Source organism: Thermoactinomyces daqus, from assembly GCF_000763315.1.
GTDB lineage: Bacteria > Bacillota > Bacilli > Thermoactinomycetales > Thermoactinomycetaceae > Thermoactinomyces_A > Thermoactinomyces_A daqus.
Window position 1 is genome coordinate 132,706 of sequence record NZ_JPST01000005.1, and the last position, 16,850, is coordinate 149,555.

At 49.8% G+C, this 16,850-nt stretch carries 17 protein-coding genes; all 17 read right to left on the minus strand.

All coding sequences use genetic code 11. The annotated features are described in order from the left end of the window. Positions 1-26 precede the first annotated feature (26 nt). Positions 27-245 (minus strand): hypothetical protein, encoded by a 219-nt coding sequence (locus JG50_RS0102555; protein WP_033099518.1) that lies wholly within the window; start codon positions 243-245, stop codon positions 27-29. 28 nt (positions 246-273) lie between these two features. Continuing rightward, positions 274-846: a S1 RNA-binding domain-containing protein gene (locus JG50_RS18595; RefSeq protein ID WP_052153932.1), complete on the minus strand. Its 573-nt coding sequence runs from the start codon at positions 844-846 to the stop codon at positions 274-276. Between the two features lie 143 nt (positions 847-989). Continuing rightward, complete coding sequence (locus JG50_RS0102565; protein ID WP_033099519.1) at positions 990-1,526, minus strand: isoprenylcysteine carboxyl methyltransferase family protein; 537 nt, start codon at positions 1,524-1,526, stop codon at positions 990-992. Further along, positions 1,523-2,659 (minus strand): type III polyketide synthase, encoded by a 1,137-nt coding sequence (locus JG50_RS0102570; protein WP_081943669.1) that lies wholly within the window; start codon positions 2,657-2,659, stop codon positions 1,523-1,525. The genes JG50_RS0102565 and JG50_RS0102570 overlap by 4 nt, the downstream gene beginning before the upstream one ends. Before the next feature lie 151 nt (positions 2,660-2,810). Next, positions 2,811-3,110, minus strand: a complete 300-nt coding sequence (locus tag JG50_RS0102575; RefSeq protein WP_033099520.1) for a hypothetical protein — start codon at positions 3,108-3,110, stop codon at positions 2,811-2,813. Positions 3,111-3,215: 105 nt separating this feature from the next. Next, on the minus strand, positions 3,216-5,849 hold the full coding sequence (locus JG50_RS0102580) for a helicase HerA domain-containing protein (RefSeq protein ID WP_152568458.1): 2,634 nt from the start codon (positions 5,847-5,849) through the stop codon (positions 3,216-3,218). A 63-nt stretch (positions 5,850-5,912) separates the two neighbouring features. After that, complete coding sequence (locus JG50_RS0102585) at positions 5,913-7,040, minus strand: peptidoglycan DD-metalloendopeptidase family protein (protein WP_052153933.1); 1,128 nt, start codon at positions 7,038-7,040, stop codon at positions 5,913-5,915. Next, positions 7,024-7,590 (minus strand): hypothetical protein, encoded by a 567-nt coding sequence (locus tag JG50_RS0102590; RefSeq protein WP_033099522.1) that lies wholly within the window; start codon positions 7,588-7,590, stop codon positions 7,024-7,026. The genes JG50_RS0102585 and JG50_RS0102590 overlap by 17 nt, the downstream gene beginning before the upstream one ends. Before the next feature lie 43 nt (positions 7,591-7,633). After that, positions 7,634-9,112: a CD3337/EF1877 family mobilome membrane protein gene (locus tag JG50_RS0102595; protein ID WP_033099523.1), complete on the minus strand. Its 1,479-nt coding sequence runs from the start codon at positions 9,110-9,112 to the stop codon at positions 7,634-7,636. 42 nt (positions 9,113-9,154) lie between these two features. Further along, positions 9,155-11,686 carry an ATP-binding protein gene (locus JG50_RS0102600; RefSeq protein ID WP_033099604.1) on the minus strand — a complete coding sequence of 844 codons (2,532 nt, stop codon included), beginning with the start codon at positions 11,684-11,686 and terminating at the stop codon, positions 9,155-9,157. After that, positions 11,683-12,078, minus strand: a complete 396-nt coding sequence (locus JG50_RS0102605) for a TcpE family conjugal transfer membrane protein (protein ID WP_052153934.1) — start codon at positions 12,076-12,078, stop codon at positions 11,683-11,685. Before JG50_RS0102605 ends, JG50_RS0102600 begins: the two co-directional genes overlap by 4 nt. Continuing rightward, complete coding sequence (locus JG50_RS0102610; RefSeq protein ID WP_033099524.1) at positions 12,075-12,338, minus strand: hypothetical protein; 264 nt, start codon at positions 12,336-12,338, stop codon at positions 12,075-12,077. Before JG50_RS0102610 ends, JG50_RS0102605 begins: the two co-directional genes overlap by 4 nt. Before the next feature lies 1 nt (position 12,339). Continuing rightward, positions 12,340-13,251, minus strand: coding sequence for a conjugal transfer protein (locus tag JG50_RS0102615; protein WP_033099525.1), 912 nt, complete (start codon positions 13,249-13,251; stop codon positions 12,340-12,342). 20 nt (positions 13,252-13,271) lie between these two features. After that, a complete protein-coding gene (locus JG50_RS19645; protein WP_052153935.1) occupies positions 13,272-13,904 on the minus strand; it encodes a class D sortase in 633 nt (210 codons plus the stop codon). Next, a complete protein-coding gene (locus JG50_RS0102625) occupies positions 13,901-14,809 on the minus strand; it encodes a hypothetical protein (RefSeq protein WP_033099526.1) in 909 nt (302 codons plus the stop codon). The genes JG50_RS19645 and JG50_RS0102625 overlap by 4 nt, the downstream gene beginning before the upstream one ends. Before the next feature lie 611 nt (positions 14,810-15,420). After that, positions 15,421-15,807 (minus strand): VOC family protein, encoded by a 387-nt coding sequence (locus JG50_RS0102630; protein ID WP_033099527.1) that lies wholly within the window; start codon positions 15,805-15,807, stop codon positions 15,421-15,423. Positions 15,808-16,017: 210 nt separating this feature from the next. Next, positions 16,018-16,710: a DUF3891 family protein gene (locus JG50_RS0102635; protein WP_052153936.1), complete on the minus strand. Its 693-nt coding sequence runs from the start codon at positions 16,708-16,710 to the stop codon at positions 16,018-16,020. Positions 16,711-16,850: the final 140 nt, after the last annotated feature.

Genomic DNA, 16,850 nt, shown 5'->3' on the forward strand with positions numbered 1-16,850 from the left:
CTGTCAGGCGGATTTTGTCTCTTTGCTTATTCTTCTTGCGCTTCCATCCCCATGCCCTGAACGATGACCGATTTCACAACCCAAGTCTCACCATCCTTGACACAGGGAAATCTCAGATCCAACCCTTCGTGATAAAGATAGAGATGCGTTTTGGTTTCCAAGAGCACACGGCTGTCCCGAATGACTTGTTCGATCTCCCTCCCGCTCCAATCCTTTCCCAAACGCTGGGCCAAACGCTCGCGCATATGACGGGAAAATTCGATCTTTCGTTTGTTAAAGAGAATCCCTCACTTGTTCCACTTCTTTAAGAAAATGATAAACCAAATCCCGCTTAAAAACCGGCAATATTTTCATCATCGACAATGTAAACCGGAACACCCCCACCTCATTAACCATTTCTTCTACTTTCTTTTTTGATTCATCGGAGATAATGCCGAATTCCTTGGACAGGAAATGAATAATTTCCTTTGTCTCATCAGGCGGCTTCACCTTCGAGCTATGGTCGGGCAGCTTCTCCTTAAGGACTTCAAGGTCAGCAAAAGCTTCATGAACCGTCAGATTTTCATCCAGGCGAAATTCAATCTTATTATCTTCCTTCACTTCCTTTACCTTTGCCTCGATTACCTGTCCAACATGCAATTCCTGCTCTTTGGGGATATGGCGGTTATGGATTAATCCCGACAAGGCAAAAGGGTCCATCGTAACAACAAAGGCACCAAAATCAACAAGGCGGGTGATCCTAACCTTTACTTTACTGCCGACTTGATATTGCGGCACCAGTTTCGACGGCGAAGATTTTTTTATATATTCTGAAATGCGTTCATCCAAATCATATGGCTTGGCCATGTCTGCCCCCTCCTTTGGTGAGTTGATTATGATTGTAACCTGAAAGTGCTTTCATTGGCAATGTTTCTTTTCCATCCATCAAAAAAGTGACAAGCAGCTTCTGCCGGTCTCTTTCCATTCCCTTGCCGGTCCGGCCATAAGGGTCACCCCCTGCTCAAAGATTGACCTCCCAGTGTTTTCCACGCTTTTTCCTCTGCAGGAATGCGAATGTGAAACAGAATAAAAGCATTAAGAAGCGAAGCCCAAACCATGGTGGCATACGCACCGAACAAAATGGGGATCAAAATGAATTCGAGCATTACCACCACATAGTTGGGATGCCGCATCCAGCGGTAAGGACCGGTTGTTAGCGGGCGGCTTCCCGGAATGACAAAGATGCGCGTATTCCAAAACGTTCCCAACGAGCAAATGCTCCAGAAGCGCAGTCCCTGTACCAGCACCAGGCAGAAAAAAGGGATTGGCCACCATTGCGGCGCTCTGCTCCCAAGATAAAAATGCTCCACCAGAATTCCGGCAAAAAAGAGCAGATGCATCAGCACAATGAGCGGATAATGGCTTCCCGCCATTTCCACCGCCCCCCTTTCCCGGAGCAAACGGGCATTTCTCCGGGACAACCGCAGTTCCCAACATCGTTGTCCGAGCAAAATAATCAGCAGTAACAGGGATCCGTCCAACTTCATTTAACCTCTTCCTTCATCTTTTCATTCTCTGCAACCAATCGTCCGGAAATGGACAGGTTCGGCAGGTTCGGTTCCCATTTCAGCAACACCATCTCCAGGCTGAAGCCCGGCCCCATCGCTGCCATCAATCCGTTCGTTCCCGTCCACCCTCCTTGCGTCACCGTTTTTTCCAGGACAAACAGCACGGTGGCGGATGACATATTCCCATAATCCCGTAAAACTTCATAAGACATTTTCAGCTTCTCTTTTTCTGTATGAAACGCTTCTGTATACGCCTCCAACACTTTCCTGCCGCCCGTATGCATGATAAAGGTGCCGATATTGCTCAAATCAAGCTCATGGCGCAGCAAAAAAGCATCGACGACCGGACGCACCCTTGCCCGCACCAATGCAGGGATATCCCGGGAAAACACAACCTTTAATCCGTCATCCTCCACATCCCACCCCATTACGTCAAGGGAATGGGGCCACATCATGCTCTGACTGTCCAAAATCTCCGGCCCGGCTTCGGAAAAGCAACCCGCGGCCTGATCACCGGCCACCAGCACTGCTGCCGCTCCATCGACAAAAAGCGAGGTGGCGATCAAATTGCTTTTGGACTGATCCCGGTTCCGGAATGTTAAACCACAGCACTCCACAGCGAGCAAAAGAACATTTGCCTCCGGAAACGCCTTGGTATATTCATACGCACGTGCCAAACCGGCTACACCGCCGGCACAGCCCAGCCCCCAGATGGGCGTTCGCTTCATGGAGCCGGACATTTGCAGGCGGTTGATTAAATGAGCATCAATGCTGGGTGTGGACATCCCGGTCGTCGACACAAAAAACAGATGATCAATCTGTTCCGGTCCGATCCCGGCCTTGTCCAGACAGGAGCGGATGGCCTTCTCTCCCAGAGCGATGGCCGATTCCACATAAGCTTGGTTCTTTTCGGCAAAGGAATGGTTGCGCTCAAACCATTCCCGCGGTTTGCAAAACTTTCGCCGATCGATTGCGGCATTTTCAAATACAGTTAAAAACCGGTCAATATTCTGGAAGGACGGACCAAACAACTTTTTGGCAAAGGCGCGTACCTCTTCCTGTTTCACTTCATACTCGGGAACCGCCGTCCCAATCGCAATCAATCTGGGCATTTCGTGTCACCTTCAACTCCGTCTTTAATGTTATTTTTTTCCTTCCTCTGCTAATTATGCAGTCAATCGTTTTGCTTTTAAAAATCAAAAAAAGGCACCCGGATCAAATCCCGTCCGGATGCCTTTTGCGATCATAACAGCCACCGGCCAACTATTTTTTAAAAAAGCGAAAGCCATGTCCGATCAGATACCGAACACCGCCAAACAACACAGCCATCACCAATTTCAGTAAAACCCCGCCAGGGATAATTAAAAAGCCGACAATCCCCCATGCCACTGCTTTACTAATATTATGAAAAAAGAAAGCGGCAATTAACAAAATCAACAAGACGATTATTCCCAATGAAAGAGAATTGATCAAATCAAAAAACACAAAGGCCAAAAATATGATCTCAATTATATGAAACAAGTCTTTAAGTAGACCTAATATATTTCTAAAAACATGAAACAATCGGCTCCTCTCCCTTTCTAAGTAAAATAGAGACAAACCGGCCTGTGCCAGGCAAAGTGTAAATAGCCAGGTTCCTGTCTCAGGCCGGCTGATCAAAGAAAAATCCTAGTTGGCAGTTTGCGAGCGGTCATCCCGCTCGTCCCTTAAGTTGTCAAAGTTGAGATTTTCGTTCATATAGTCATAGATCTCCCTGTCCACGCTCTCGATGGGACGGACTTCATCCGAAGCCTGCATGATTTCCAGTCCCCATTCCAGCCCCCAATTCATCGCCTCATCTTTCTCCCGCGTGCGATGATCGGCTTTCTTGCCGTCAATCCGATAAACATAAGGAGGTTCATTGGAGACAACGCAGGTTGTGACATCGCTCCGCTGCCTGCGTTTCGTACGAATGTAAACAGCCGCATGCCGTACGGGCAATCGCTCCACGAACAACGCTTTGACATGTTTGCGGGTCAGGCTTTCCACTTCGTCGGAACCTTCCGTCTGGCCGCAGCTGAGCACCATGCCGATATTGGAGCGAATCGCCTGCATCAGTTGTTCATCTTCAAACTGGTCGATCTCGCGGGTGATTAAACCGATGCCAAATGAATACTTGCGGTCTTCCATCAAAATTTCAGTAATCAGAGGAATCTGCACCATATGGGCTTCATCGATCAGCATCAGGTGAAACTTGGACCCGGTCGGCCTCGTTCGTGCCACCTGATAATACTGATTGAGCAAGTGACCGGCTGTCACCCGCAGATCAAAATCTTTCAGTCCATACATGTCAACAAGAACGATATGTCCCTCTTCCATATATTTTCGAATATCCAGACTCATTTCTTTCTGGCAGAACAAACGGCGCAGCGTCGGGTTTTGCAGGATCCGCTCCACCCGGTCCAAAACTGGTTCCGCTTCTTTTTTCAGCTCATTTTCATCAACGTTTACCCAAAACCTTTTTACATAGGGATCTTGCACATTTCCGACAACTTTTCTCCGAAAGTCTCGATTGCGAAACAGATCGTCCACTCCGAGAATCGTGTGGGTTTGGTTATCTTCCAGCAAACTTTGAACGGCCATGCCCATCAAACGCTTGGTACGCATCAAGGCTTCTTCATCCTCTTCCCGTGTTACCAGAACGGTGGCGATCTGTTGGGCGATCTGGTTCGTGGGCAGATTCTTTACCCTGTGAAACAGATTGAGTGCAGGAACATGAGTGGTGTCATGAGACAAATTAAAATGATGGATTTTCTCACGGGGGATTTTGACACCGAACCGCTCAGCGATCCGCAAGCGGTTTTCAATGATGGGAATGATCTCCCGCGCCGGGTCGATAATGGTAAAACCCGGATTCTGCTCCGGATCTTCAAACCATTCATCCAAAATCGATTGAATCATCTCGACTGCCAGACTGGATTTCCCCATCCCGCTTGCCCCCGTCAGGATGAAGTGTTTACTCAATTGATCATACGAAACGCGCAATTCCCGTTTTTCCAGCGGGTGATGAACCTTCCCGATCAGCACGCCTTCATTCAATTCATCGGCTTTCAGGGAACGCTGGTTTGCTTGAAGGTGAACAATAAAACCGCGCGCATCTGGTCCTTCTTCCTTGGGTTCCTGGTAAATATAGTGATTGGCCGGCGGCAGATGGAATAAGTTGGCGATTTCATCACATGTCCACGTCATGATCGTAAAGGGAAAAGGGATGGGAATCAGATTGGCATCGGAAAGCGGATTCCACCAGTCATGGCGGATAAAGCGAATCGATCCGTCGTATTTCATTGCCGTTTCCACCGATTCGGCGGTTGAACGGATGACCGACACCGCGTTTTTGCTGTTCGACCACAAGGACAGGCGAACATGGAATGTCAATTCCCGACCGGTCAACCGCTGCATCAGACTGACCCGCCGCATCCGCTCTTCCGGATCCATATCCTTCATCCTCTTGTTTTTCAGACTGTCCACTGCATCTTCCGAACGTTCCTCCAACTCTTTCCAGCTGACCGGAGCAAACTGCAAATCCAGATACGAACCGGGGCGCAAACAGTTTAAAATACTGCCCAGCTGACTTTGTTTGGTTTGCTGCAAAGAGGCCAGGGGCAATCCTTTGCTCCTTCCGAGTTGAAAGATGAAATGCCCGCCTGATCCGCCTTTTTGCGGCTGCGGAAATTGGTCATACGTGATATCGTGCAGTTCGGCCGATGGATAGACGCTGCGCAGGGTATCCTTCACGCTGTTTTCCTTGTCAATCGGATACGCCATGTAAATGCCGATTTCGTTGCTGTCCGGCGGAATGGCAAAGCGAAGGCGAAACCAAGGCCGTCCGTACTTCAGGCGCATGCGGATCGGGCGGATCATCCCGCCGAACGTCCGTGTCAGCTCGGAGATTTTGTCCAGATCCAACTGCGTATCGTCCGCCGGCAAAATGCGGAGATATTTCACCCCTTTTTCAGCCCGTTTGCGGTAATGGGACCGTGTAAACAGCTGGCTGCCAAAAAGGGCCAGCAGACCCAGAATCGCCAGGATGAGCAAAATCGGAAGCAATGCCAAAAGAGCCGTTCCCAACCATGAAAACAAATTTCCGATCGCTGATGTCGCTCGCTCTGCATGGTTCTGTTCATGGAAGTGGTTCGCCAATAACTTCCACAGATACAAGACACCGATGAACACCGCAAAACCGACGAGAAGATAAAAAAACCATTTGGCTATTTTGCTGAAGATATCGTCTCCGCCTTTTGGAACATTATTCCAAGGGAACAACAAAACCCCGCCTTTCCTAATAAATGATACAGGAAAATTCTCCCTCTCTGTGTCTCATCCCTTTTATCGTCTCAAAAGCAGTTGCGGATCAATCAACTGTCCGTTTTTATGCACTTCAAAATGCAAATGCGGCCCGGTACTCCATCCGTTTGAACCAACCTCGGCAATCACTTGCCCTTTACCCACTTTCTGCCCGACCTGCACTTTCACATGCTCGGGATACATATGGGCATAAAGAGTCTGCCAACCATTTCCGTGATCGATTACGATAATCCAGCCGTAACCGCTGGACACCCTCGATTCAATGACCACTCCTCCGTCACTTGCCAAGATCGGTGTTCCCAGTGGCGCTCCGATATCGATTCCCTTATGCAGCTGAACCACCTTTTTGACTGGATCAAACCGGGTTCCAAATGTCGAGGTGATCCGCCCTCCAGACACAGGCCAGGCCAATTGCCCGGTCGCCAAGCCGGATCCTGCCCCGGTCACCACCGGATGGGCAAACTGTTCGGCATAACTTTTCACTTTCAATACATAATTTTCATAATCGTGATTGTACTGCCAAACCGCACCTCCGCGCGCAAACCAGTCTTCTCCGGGCTGGTGATTGGCAGCCAGGTATTTGGCCGTCGCATAAATCGCATCCTCAGGATTATAGGGATCGGCTTTTCCATCACCATTGGCATCCACACCGTATCCGCCATACTTTTGGATCAGGCGCGGATCGGTCAGGTTGACGGAGTCGGGCAAATCCCCCAATTTGCTTCCGCCTGGATAACGCCAACCCAGCCAAGTTTTATCCATAAACTGCATTTGTCCTCTGGCCCCAACCGGACTTGTGCTGAGATTCCGGCCAAAATCCGTCTCCACCTTGTGAATTGCCGCTAAAATTTGCCAGGGGACACCGTACTTTTTGCCTGCCGCCTGGTATATCGGCAAATATTTTTTGGCTGCCTGCGGGAACCCCTGCGACACTTCCCACTGCGCATAAGGATCAGCGGATGAAGCTCTGTTTTGGCTGATGAACAAACTCGTGAAAATCGTGCCAAACACGGCGACAGCGAAAAAGAACATAACCGCGAAAACGGCCGCCGCGCTCAGGATCACCCACTTGACCCTGGAAGAAATCCGGTCATGAACAGCCCCGTAGATCCGTTCGGTCAGCACAGCGGATTCAGTCGAAGTCTCCACGTACTTCCGCCTCCTCCACCACCCAATGCTCACCCTCTTTGGCGAGTGACAGTTGATACACCCTTTCGACAGGCGTGAATTGTTGCCCCTTCTGTTCCTGTACAACCACTGCGCCGATGCAGGAAGCCGTCAATCCGCTTCCGCTGCATTGCAGGCGTTCAATCTTGCCAAAGGAAGTCGCTGTCAAACCATCGGCAGGACGGGCTGTCGCCTCTTCCTGCAAATACTGATAAAATTCCTTTCCGGTCAATCCATCCAAAGCGTGCAGCCACTTGGACCTGTCACTGAAATCGATCGTCGTGTAAGCTCGGATAAAGCGATTGGCTGTTTCAGTCACGGCACTGAGCTCCTCCGGGGGCAGTGAGGAGACTGCCGCCGGTTCCGACGGTTCTGCCGAAGGTGCACTTGGTTCCGTTGCAGTCGGCCGGGGCTGGTCTGTCCAGCCCAGCTTCACCAATACAAAGCGCACGGCAAAACCAACCACGAGAAACACAACCAGCACAAAAACGAGGAGACGGCGGCGGTGGCTGGGCAAATCCGTCCGAAACATTTGCCGGCACTCCTTTCACAATCCCATCCGGTTCGATCGCCTTTTATCTTCGGAATTTGATTTTGCCCACTTTAGACCTTAAGTTCGTTGTATATTTATTGACATAATCCATCGGCATCTTGATATTCAGCTCACCCGTAAAGTTTTCTACCTTACCCACCGGGACTTTCATGATGCTGAACAGTTCATTCCGCTTCCAGATGACGCCGACAACCAAAATCAATTGCATCGCGATCGTCCAGACATATCCGACCTTTTGCGGCGGACTCATCTGATAGAGGAATTGCGAAATAGTGAGCAACATGCTGAAAAAAATCCCGATAATCAGCTTGATCAACTGATATCCGACAAATCTTTTAAACCAGTTGACAGCCACGCTGGACCAGGCGGGGTACAGGGCCATCAAAAAGGCAAACGGCGCAAATAAGGCAGTGAGAACAAACATAAACTGATACACAATCATCGCGCCGGCAATGATGAAAAAAAGCAATCCCAGGATAAAGTGGGCGACGCACAACAGCAGGAGCAAAGTTAACCGCTGAAATACCCCATCAGTGGTCACCATGGGATTTGGTTTAATCCCTGCCGCCGGATCTCCCTTGGCCTCCTGCATTACCGCCTGCTTTCGCGCCTCGCTTCCCGGCTGGTGGGCCAAAATCTTGTTGACGCGTTCCGGGGTCATCTGCTGGTCGCTTGATGTTTTGGCATATTGCAACATGATGTAAGGTTCATAAACCATCATGTTATACAATTTGTCGGCGATCACCATTGACGAGACATCGGCCGGGTAGGTAACCTGGTTGCCGGACAGCTCGCTTTGAAAATCAAGCCCGACTCCCATCACCTCCTGGCTCAAACCGCTGCTGATATCGTTAAAATACCGCATCACTCCTCCGGCGTTGGCAAAGAAGACAAGACCCAGAATCAATACGGCAATCGTGGTCAACATCCCGTTGAGCGCTTCGGTCGTCTTCTTTTTGATCATGCCTTTGTAGGCGATGTACGCACCGGCGAGAATGATCATCAACAGCAGAAAATTCCCCATCAACCCTTGGCTTCCATAGCCCGTGCCCGTAAAGCCGGCCAACTGCTGCACCGCTTTTTGCACCGCAGTGGCAAACTGATCCACCACATTCAGGGAAAAAGCGTTTTCCACAACCAAAATCACGGTAAAGTTCCACGACAGGAGCGCCTGCCAGATAAAGTTATTCACTTCATTCATCAAGGTATAGGCGCCATTTGATACATTCTTATCAATATCCAGAAACGAAGCATCTTCGGTGTAAATTTCCAATTTATATTGACTCGGAAAATACTTGGCAAACTTCACGTCATACCCTTGGGCCCGCGCCTTTTTGATCTCATCCTGCGGAAAAATGGTCAGCAGGTCACTGATCAGGCTATATCCGTCCGACGATTGGGACGTGCTGTCGGCAGCAAAGACAACCCCTGCGTTCACGGTCATCGCCATGGCCAAAACCAGGGCGATAACGGCCCCCCACTTTCTTTTCCTAAGATTCATGAACCGTTCCCCTTCTTTTTCATTCTCGTTGATAAGCCCTCCTCACTGGAACGAACGGGCAGGCAGCATTCCTTTCTTCCGTTCCTGGGTTGGCAGAGATACCAGATCCGCATTTTTCTCTGCGCGCGAACCAGGTCGGGTATCAAATGCGATGAAAAGCCTTTCCTCCAGAACGCGGATTTCCAATTCATTCACTCTCTTTTCCAAATCCGACATCAGACACGTACCCGTAGGCAGATTCCTGATGGTTTCGATGTTTCCCTCATTGGGTTCAATTCCGAGAATTTGGCAGGCCGCCTCCGCCTCTTTCAAATCCCGGCACCGGAAGACGAACCGGCATCCCAGATTGGAACGAATCTCTTCGCCCAACATATCTTTTGCGTTTTGGCTGATTAAGTAAATGGCGGCATTTTTGCTTCTGCCGGTACGAACCAGCTCCTCCAGAATCGCCCGGCCCTCGCGAACTTTTGCCAAGCGCCAGGATTCATCAAACAGTACCAGCTTAAACTCATCGGAAGATTGATTGGAAAAACGACGCGAAAAGTCGGAAATCGCCATTAACAACGCGATCCCCATCCGGCCGAAATCGGTCTGGCTCTCTTCCGGCAGCTTCAGATCCTCCACCTGCAAAATGGTCAGCGACATCGACAAATCGATCGCCCTTTGCGTTCCATCCCCAAACAACAGCTGCCCCTGTCCGGAAGTGGCGAGATAGCTCAAGACATCAACGATCTCTTCCAGGCTGTCCTGCCGTTTCTCCGGCGCCGATTTGAGCCCTTCACGCAACCGGTCGATCACCCGCATCATCGAAGGGCGATCCTCCTTGGCCACTTGATCCACCGCTTTTCCGATCACAATCGCTTCATATGTTCCATCAGCCGCCCGCGCCAAAAATTGCAGAATCCGTTTCGCCGTTTCCGCTGCCGCCAACCGGTCCGCAGTGCTGGCCGCTCCCATCAACGGATCCAATTTCCCGCGATCTTCAAGAGTGGCGCGCAAAGTGACGATGCTCGTGATCTCCCTTAGTTCCGGCAAAAAATCAGGCCAATGCGCCCGTTCGTCTTTCGGGTCGAAGATTAACACCTTAGCCCCGTTTAAAAGCGCTTGATAGGCGAGCAGATTGGCCCCCAAAGATTTCCCTGCCCCCAGCGACCCGATAAATGCCGCAGATGCCGTTGAACTCAATTTTTTATCTTTTGGCCCCCGGTCATGTTGGAAGAAAACGGGGAGATTTTGCGACATCCCGATAAAATGGCCTTGCCCGTCCCCCAGCTGGCGGGTGGCTCCGATCATGCTGGCCGCCACCGCCGCAGGATCCATGTAATGGATATAATCCGTGATATACCGTTTCGCTCCAGGCAGAAATTCATTAAAAGCCCGCCACTGATCACCGAACGGAACCTCCACCTGGATCAGCATGTCGCTGTACAAATCTTTCACCAGTTGAATGCGCAAATGGAGTTCTTCCTCGGTTGACGCTGATACACACAAAACGATGGAGGTTGTGATCAGCGGAAATTTATCCGTGCGCAAATTGCTTTCCAGTTCGTTCGCTTCCTGGCGGCTGTGCAAAATATGGTAAGAAGTTTCCACTCCGCTTTCCAAGGCATGTTCATCTTCCGCTTTTAATTCCTTCTTCTTGTTCAACACCTGTGTCAGGGCTTTGCTGTACTCAATCGTTTCCGTCCGCACCGAAGCCTCGACCGGAAAAGAGAGGCGTTGCAGGCAGTAAAGCCATTCCAGTCCGGGAAAGGGTGCTTTGTCGGGAATATGGGACAACGTTAAAAAAGCCATATAGCCCTTCTTCACTTTGCCGCCCACATGCTGTTCTACAATCAGCTGCCGGCCGTGCGAATCATTGAATCTCCCTTCCGCCAGGGTGAGGATATCCCGGGACGGCCGGCGCGCTTTTTTGCCTTTTACCGTGACCGGAATCGCCTGCGGTTTCCAGTTGTGCCGCCGCGGCGTCTCACCAATCCCCCGGTAAAACCCGCGGCGAATCAACCATTCCAAATCGGCCGGAGTCACCCGGCGAACCCGCAAAAATCCATTGATGCGGGAGAAAATCAACTCTTCCTGCACCATATAAGCCTGAATCTCTTCTTCATAAATCTCAGGTGAGTCGGTTCCTGACTGATTAAGCAGGAATCGCTTAAAATCTTTCAAAAGGTAAGCGAGTTCGTTAAAAAAGGATAATCCCTGCACGCTCACCTCTTTTAGCTTCACACCGATAAAAAAGCGGTGTTGGTGCACTTCTTTTCCCCTCAGATGCTCAATCACCGCGCGGATCTGATGAACGCCCGCCTCGCGGAGTGCATCGTTCCCGTTCAAGCGGCCGACCATCGCTTCCTCATGCTCCTCCAGGCTTTGGAATTCCGGTACGACCAAAGCGTGCGTATCAGCGAGAATGTTCCAATAAAAAGCCTCCAAATTCGCATGGAGGCTCAGCTTATCGTCGGTTGACCGATAATCGTAATTAAACGGTTGCAATTCATAATAAGCGTAAACCGACTCATCACTGCCAAACACCAGATTTCGTTCAAAGTATTTGACCGGAAACGGAACGCGCGTCACTGGGTATCCCCCCCGGATTTCCGATATGTAACTTCTCCTTCATAAACGTAAACATGATTTTTGGGCCGTGCGATTTCTTGGTAACGCGCAAAATGATGCGGACTGAAAAAATGCTCGATCACGCGCATGAGAAAGCGGTGCGGCGCCTTGCCGTCCAGCGTCTTTCGCGTAAAAAACCAGGCGACGAGCGCCGGAATCCCGATAAACTTGATCAGGAAGTAATCCACCCATGACAGGGGCGGAAATTTATTCAAGACCACCATCACCATCAAGGTTCCGACGAAGAAGGCCATCTGCCGGTAAGAAACGGGCAGCGGCAGGTGAACCCCCTGAATGGAGTAGACTGTTTTCTCAATGCGAAAGACCTTATTGTAGACGCGGATCTGCTTCATTTCAGATAAGCCTCAAACAACCAGCGAAATCCGTCGGAACCCAGATGTGTAATGAGTTGAGGTTGGAAAATAAAGACACTCACCAGCATCGCGAACAGGGCAAATCCGATAAAAGCCGTAAAGGCCCGCTTCCAAAACAGGGTCAAACTGATAAAGATCACCGCCAGCAAAAACAGCGAACCGATTTCTCCTCCCAGCGATTGCTCCAGTTTCTCACCCGGACCCGCAACCATCAGCCACAGCAGATAGGATTTCATCACACTAAACCTCTCCTTGTCCCATTCTTGATACATACCAACGGTCGCCTACCTGTACGAGATCAAAATCATAATGATAATTCAGCTGCGCCCCCGAGGCCAGATCCTGCAATGTGACATCGCATTCGGCATGATAAGTGTCGTCCTTGCGGTAGACAGCCAAATTCTTCAAGTCGACAAATCCCATGATCCCGGTCAAGCCGGAGGCCGGCTGTCCATCTTTGCGAAAATAGGCAATTTCATTTGGTTCACCGGTTGTATATACTTTCCAGAAAGATTTCATGAATGTTTCCACTTGTCTCCGCGTAGAATCATTTACCATCTCCCCTTGATCCTGATCGGGTTCATCCCCGCTCTGATCTTGTACAGTCGCGACCGGAGGTGCGATAAAGTGCGGGATATCGACAACAATGTATGAATCGCCCGCTTTTTTAATCGGCACCACAAGATAGCGATCCACCCGCTTTTCCTCTTTCGGGTTGTTGACATTGGTCAAAATGGTTTCTGCATAGATGGTGACATCTTTGATTCCCGACTGATCCGGCCGGTCTTTGATTGACCAGACATCGACATTTCGTGCATAGGAATCCCAGCCGGCCTTTGAAAAGTCCAATCCTCCCTGTACATCCAGGTTGGGCTTCCAAAACAGCTTGAGCCTTTCGGCCCGGGACTCCTCCTTTCCGTGTGTCCAGAGCAAATACTCTCTGGCAAACTGCTCGCTGAAAGCGACCTCGCTCAATGAGGGAGCAGCGGAACTTGTGTTTTTCGCCGGACCGGCGACGACGGCTGCCCTGGGCGGCACAGCAATAAACCCAAACTGAATCGCCCAGACAACGGTTGTGCTCAGCGCCGTGTAAAGAAGCAAAGCCCAAAACAGAAACCGGAGCACCTTTCGACGAATTATCGGCCGTTCCATTGTTCATCCTCCTTGTACCGTCATTGCGGAATCGTTATTTTCTCCTTCAGCTGTGCCTGGATAATATACCGCTTTGGAGCCGGCCCTATATATGAAAATGGGTAACATGTGGTCAATGTGAGAACAGCCCTTCCAAGTGGAACGATCACCGACCGATCGTCAGGGTCCGTCACCCATGTCCTGGTAATCTCATAGACAAATGTTCCTTGCGAAGTAACGACCTGCAACTCGTCACCCTGTTTCAACTCCCCGACATGCCGGAAAACTGTATCGCGGTGACCGGATAAAACGCAGTTATCCGGTTCACCCGGAAGCACACTTCCCGCATAATGCCCGACTCCGACAGCAAGCTCATCTTCGTCGGTTCCTTCAATAACGGGCATTTTCGCCTTTAATTTTGGTACGATCAAATCAGCAAAATGTTGGCCGGTCTTTGGACGTTCCCTGTACGGAACGACAACCCGGTCGTGTCCTCCATCCGTTGCTGCTTTCTGTGTCGCATCCGCTGTTTTGCGGTCGCCTGCCAGCGCTGCCGGATCAGCGGAAACATGTTGAACCGCTCTGATTTTTTCATAATACTGGATACCCGAATAACCGGCATAGGCGGAACCGAGCGTAACCAGGAGACAAGCCAGCCACCGATCCCATTTCAAGCTTGATCCTTCCTGCCTCTGAACATGGTATAAGCGGACCCCAACAGAGCAGCTGCACCACCGAACACTACACCATTTAAATCACCGCTGGCTGTTTTCGGAAGAGCACCGCCGTTTACTGTTTTGGGCTCCGCTGCGAGTTTCTCTGAAGGCTGTTTGGAATTCGCCGTGACATCTGGAGAATGGGTTGCTCCTGAAGCATACTGCATCTCGGATCGGGAAGCACTGTATTTGGAACCTTCAGACTGTTCATGTCCCTGAACCGTCCTCACAGGCGGAACATAATGATAGGTCTGGCTGTGCTTGGCCGCCTTGGATGATGCCTCTTTGGATTGGTCAGTCGCATGGGGTGATGTATTTGACTTCGGAGGCAATTCCTGATGCTGACCTGATTGAAGCTGGTGATCCGGTTGTTTTGTTTGGGTTTCCCGGGACTGATCCTCCCTGGATTCGGATGGCCGATCAAGCACAGAGTTCGCATTATTCAGGCTTCTCCGCTCAGTCTGCTTCTCCTGAACGGGCACATCGGGCTTTAATTGCTGAAAATCCTTTCCTGTGCCGTTTTCGGTCGGCCGGTCCTGAATGATCTGCTCCACTGAACGATCCTCCGCCCGGGGAGGCTGAGCTTGGACGCCCACCTTAGAAGCCGGCTGGTCAAGCGGCGGTGTATCCTTGCCCCACTCGCTTTCCGCAAAGGCTGAACCCGCGCCAACGGTCAAACCAGTGACCAGGCAAAGGGAAAGAGTCGCCACCGTCCGGTTGAGATGCCGCTTGGGAATCGGTTTTTTACGATTTTTGCCCGAATTGGGATACTCCAAATCGAATTGCATGAGCAAATTGGAAAAGAGGTTATGCGACTTTATATCAGTACGCCAGGAATCCAATATTTGTTTGGGATCTTTCACTTTATCCCCCTCCTTAAGGGTAAGGCGGTGCAATCCGCCGACAAGCAATTCCATTTATAATTATTCATTGCAAAAAAGCCGGCAACAGGAGAACACGCTGTCAGTCCGATTTTCCGCCTTCCAATGGAAAAAAGTGGTCCGCCTCAATTGGAAAGATCATGTACAATATCCATTTCTTTTCCCTATAATATTACACAAATAGTACTTTTTTCAACACAATTTTGTAAAATTTCCTGATATATTTTTTTTATCGACTATTTAAACCGGCACGAATATATTTTTATTCCTCTGTATAAGAAGCAACATTTCCACTATAAAGATGAATCTTTAAACGGCAGAGAAGGCGACTTTTTGCTTTTAAAATTTTAAAAATTCCCATTGCCCGAATGGACATCTCCCTCCTTTTGCCGAGGATATCAGCAAAAACAATCTTTCACTCCGTGAATTTTAAGCGGAAAGCAAACCGGCCGGAAATCCGTCTCCCAGTCAAACATATTACCGATGTCTTCAAACCGTCCCTCCCGCAATTAATTTTTATACAAAAAAATTAATAATTATTCATCTCCCTGACCGACCGTGATCAGGGCAGCCAACATACTTTTTTTATGCGATTATCGCCAATTTTTCATCCGCTTCTCCAAAGTCCCCGTAAATAATTCCAACACTGTCCCATCCGGATCAGTAAATTGGACAGACCATCCCCCTCCGCGAAACACAGGTTCCCTGACAAAGGGCACTCCATGCTGCTTTAATCGGGAAACGGCTTCGGAAAAATTCTCCTCCGCAATCGTAAAAGCGACATGGTCGATTCCCATTCCCTCTTGTCTCCGCCGCTGCTTCGTCTCTATCAAGCAGATCCATGCCTCTCCCCACTCCAGATAAACATCGCTCCGCCCGCGATGAACCAGCTTCATTCCCAAAACATCGAGGTAAAAGGGAAGGCTTTGCCGCAAATCGTTCACCCGTATTGTCAAATGATTAAATCCTGCAATTTTCATCGGTCATTCTCACCTGTTCCTTTTTTCTTTGAAAAATTTCCCTTAACGGCCGCAAGCAAAACTCACAATACACGGAAGATTCATTGTCTTTTGCAAGCAGATGGGGACTGGCTTTTTTGCAGCGGCCTTTGGGCGAAGAAGCAAAATGTTTCTCAAAAGCGAATCGGGCTGGTCTGCCCCGGAAAAAAAGTCAACCAGCCCGTCCAATGTTCAAACGGATATGCGAAAGCGATACGTTCCCCGCCCGATGATATCCCGGTTCTTGTCCACCACTTGATACGGAAGCTCAATGTCAAAGGAAGAACTGAAGAACTGAGGAGCCAAGCGAAGCTGCTCTTCCCCTTCCCACACCCATTGATATGTTGTTCCCCCATAGCGAATCCCGTTTCTGTACCAAGGATGCTCATTGGTCCCCGGATCGTTCAAACAGAGGAAGAGCGACAGATCATCACAGAACTGCAACAATCGGAAGTTGGCGTCGCTGTTTCTTTCTTCCGTCCCGGTAAAACCTTTTCGCAAACGATGTTGCCGGGTCAGTTCCTGCTGTCGAAATTGCTGTCCGACCGGATCTTTGGCATCTTGAAAAAACGAAGCAAAATGTTTGCTGCATAAAAATCCGGCATAGGGTGAGAACGATTCTACCTTGGAAATTCCTTCGCTGTAGGCTTTCACTTTCGGCAACATCGGATACTGATCAAATGAATAGGGAGCATCCGCCTCATCATTCCACAACACTGATTGATCCAATTCCCTCCATCCGATATCATGATGGGAGATGGCATAGAGGGTTGTTTCCCGCGGTTCGATCTCCTGCTTTACATGCGCAGCAAATTCCCCTGAGACTAAACTGTGATCATGCTGTTTGATCAAGACAAACCCGTTTCCCTTCTTCCTGACGATCATGCTGTCCCTCCTTTTCGTGCTAGACCGGGTGAAAAAACGCGAAATCATGGATGGCAAAAGCGGACATGATTGCGTAGGAAAGCGGTTCCAATCGTATCTCAATTCAGAAAACAAAATGCGAAGGAAGCCCCCCCACGGCC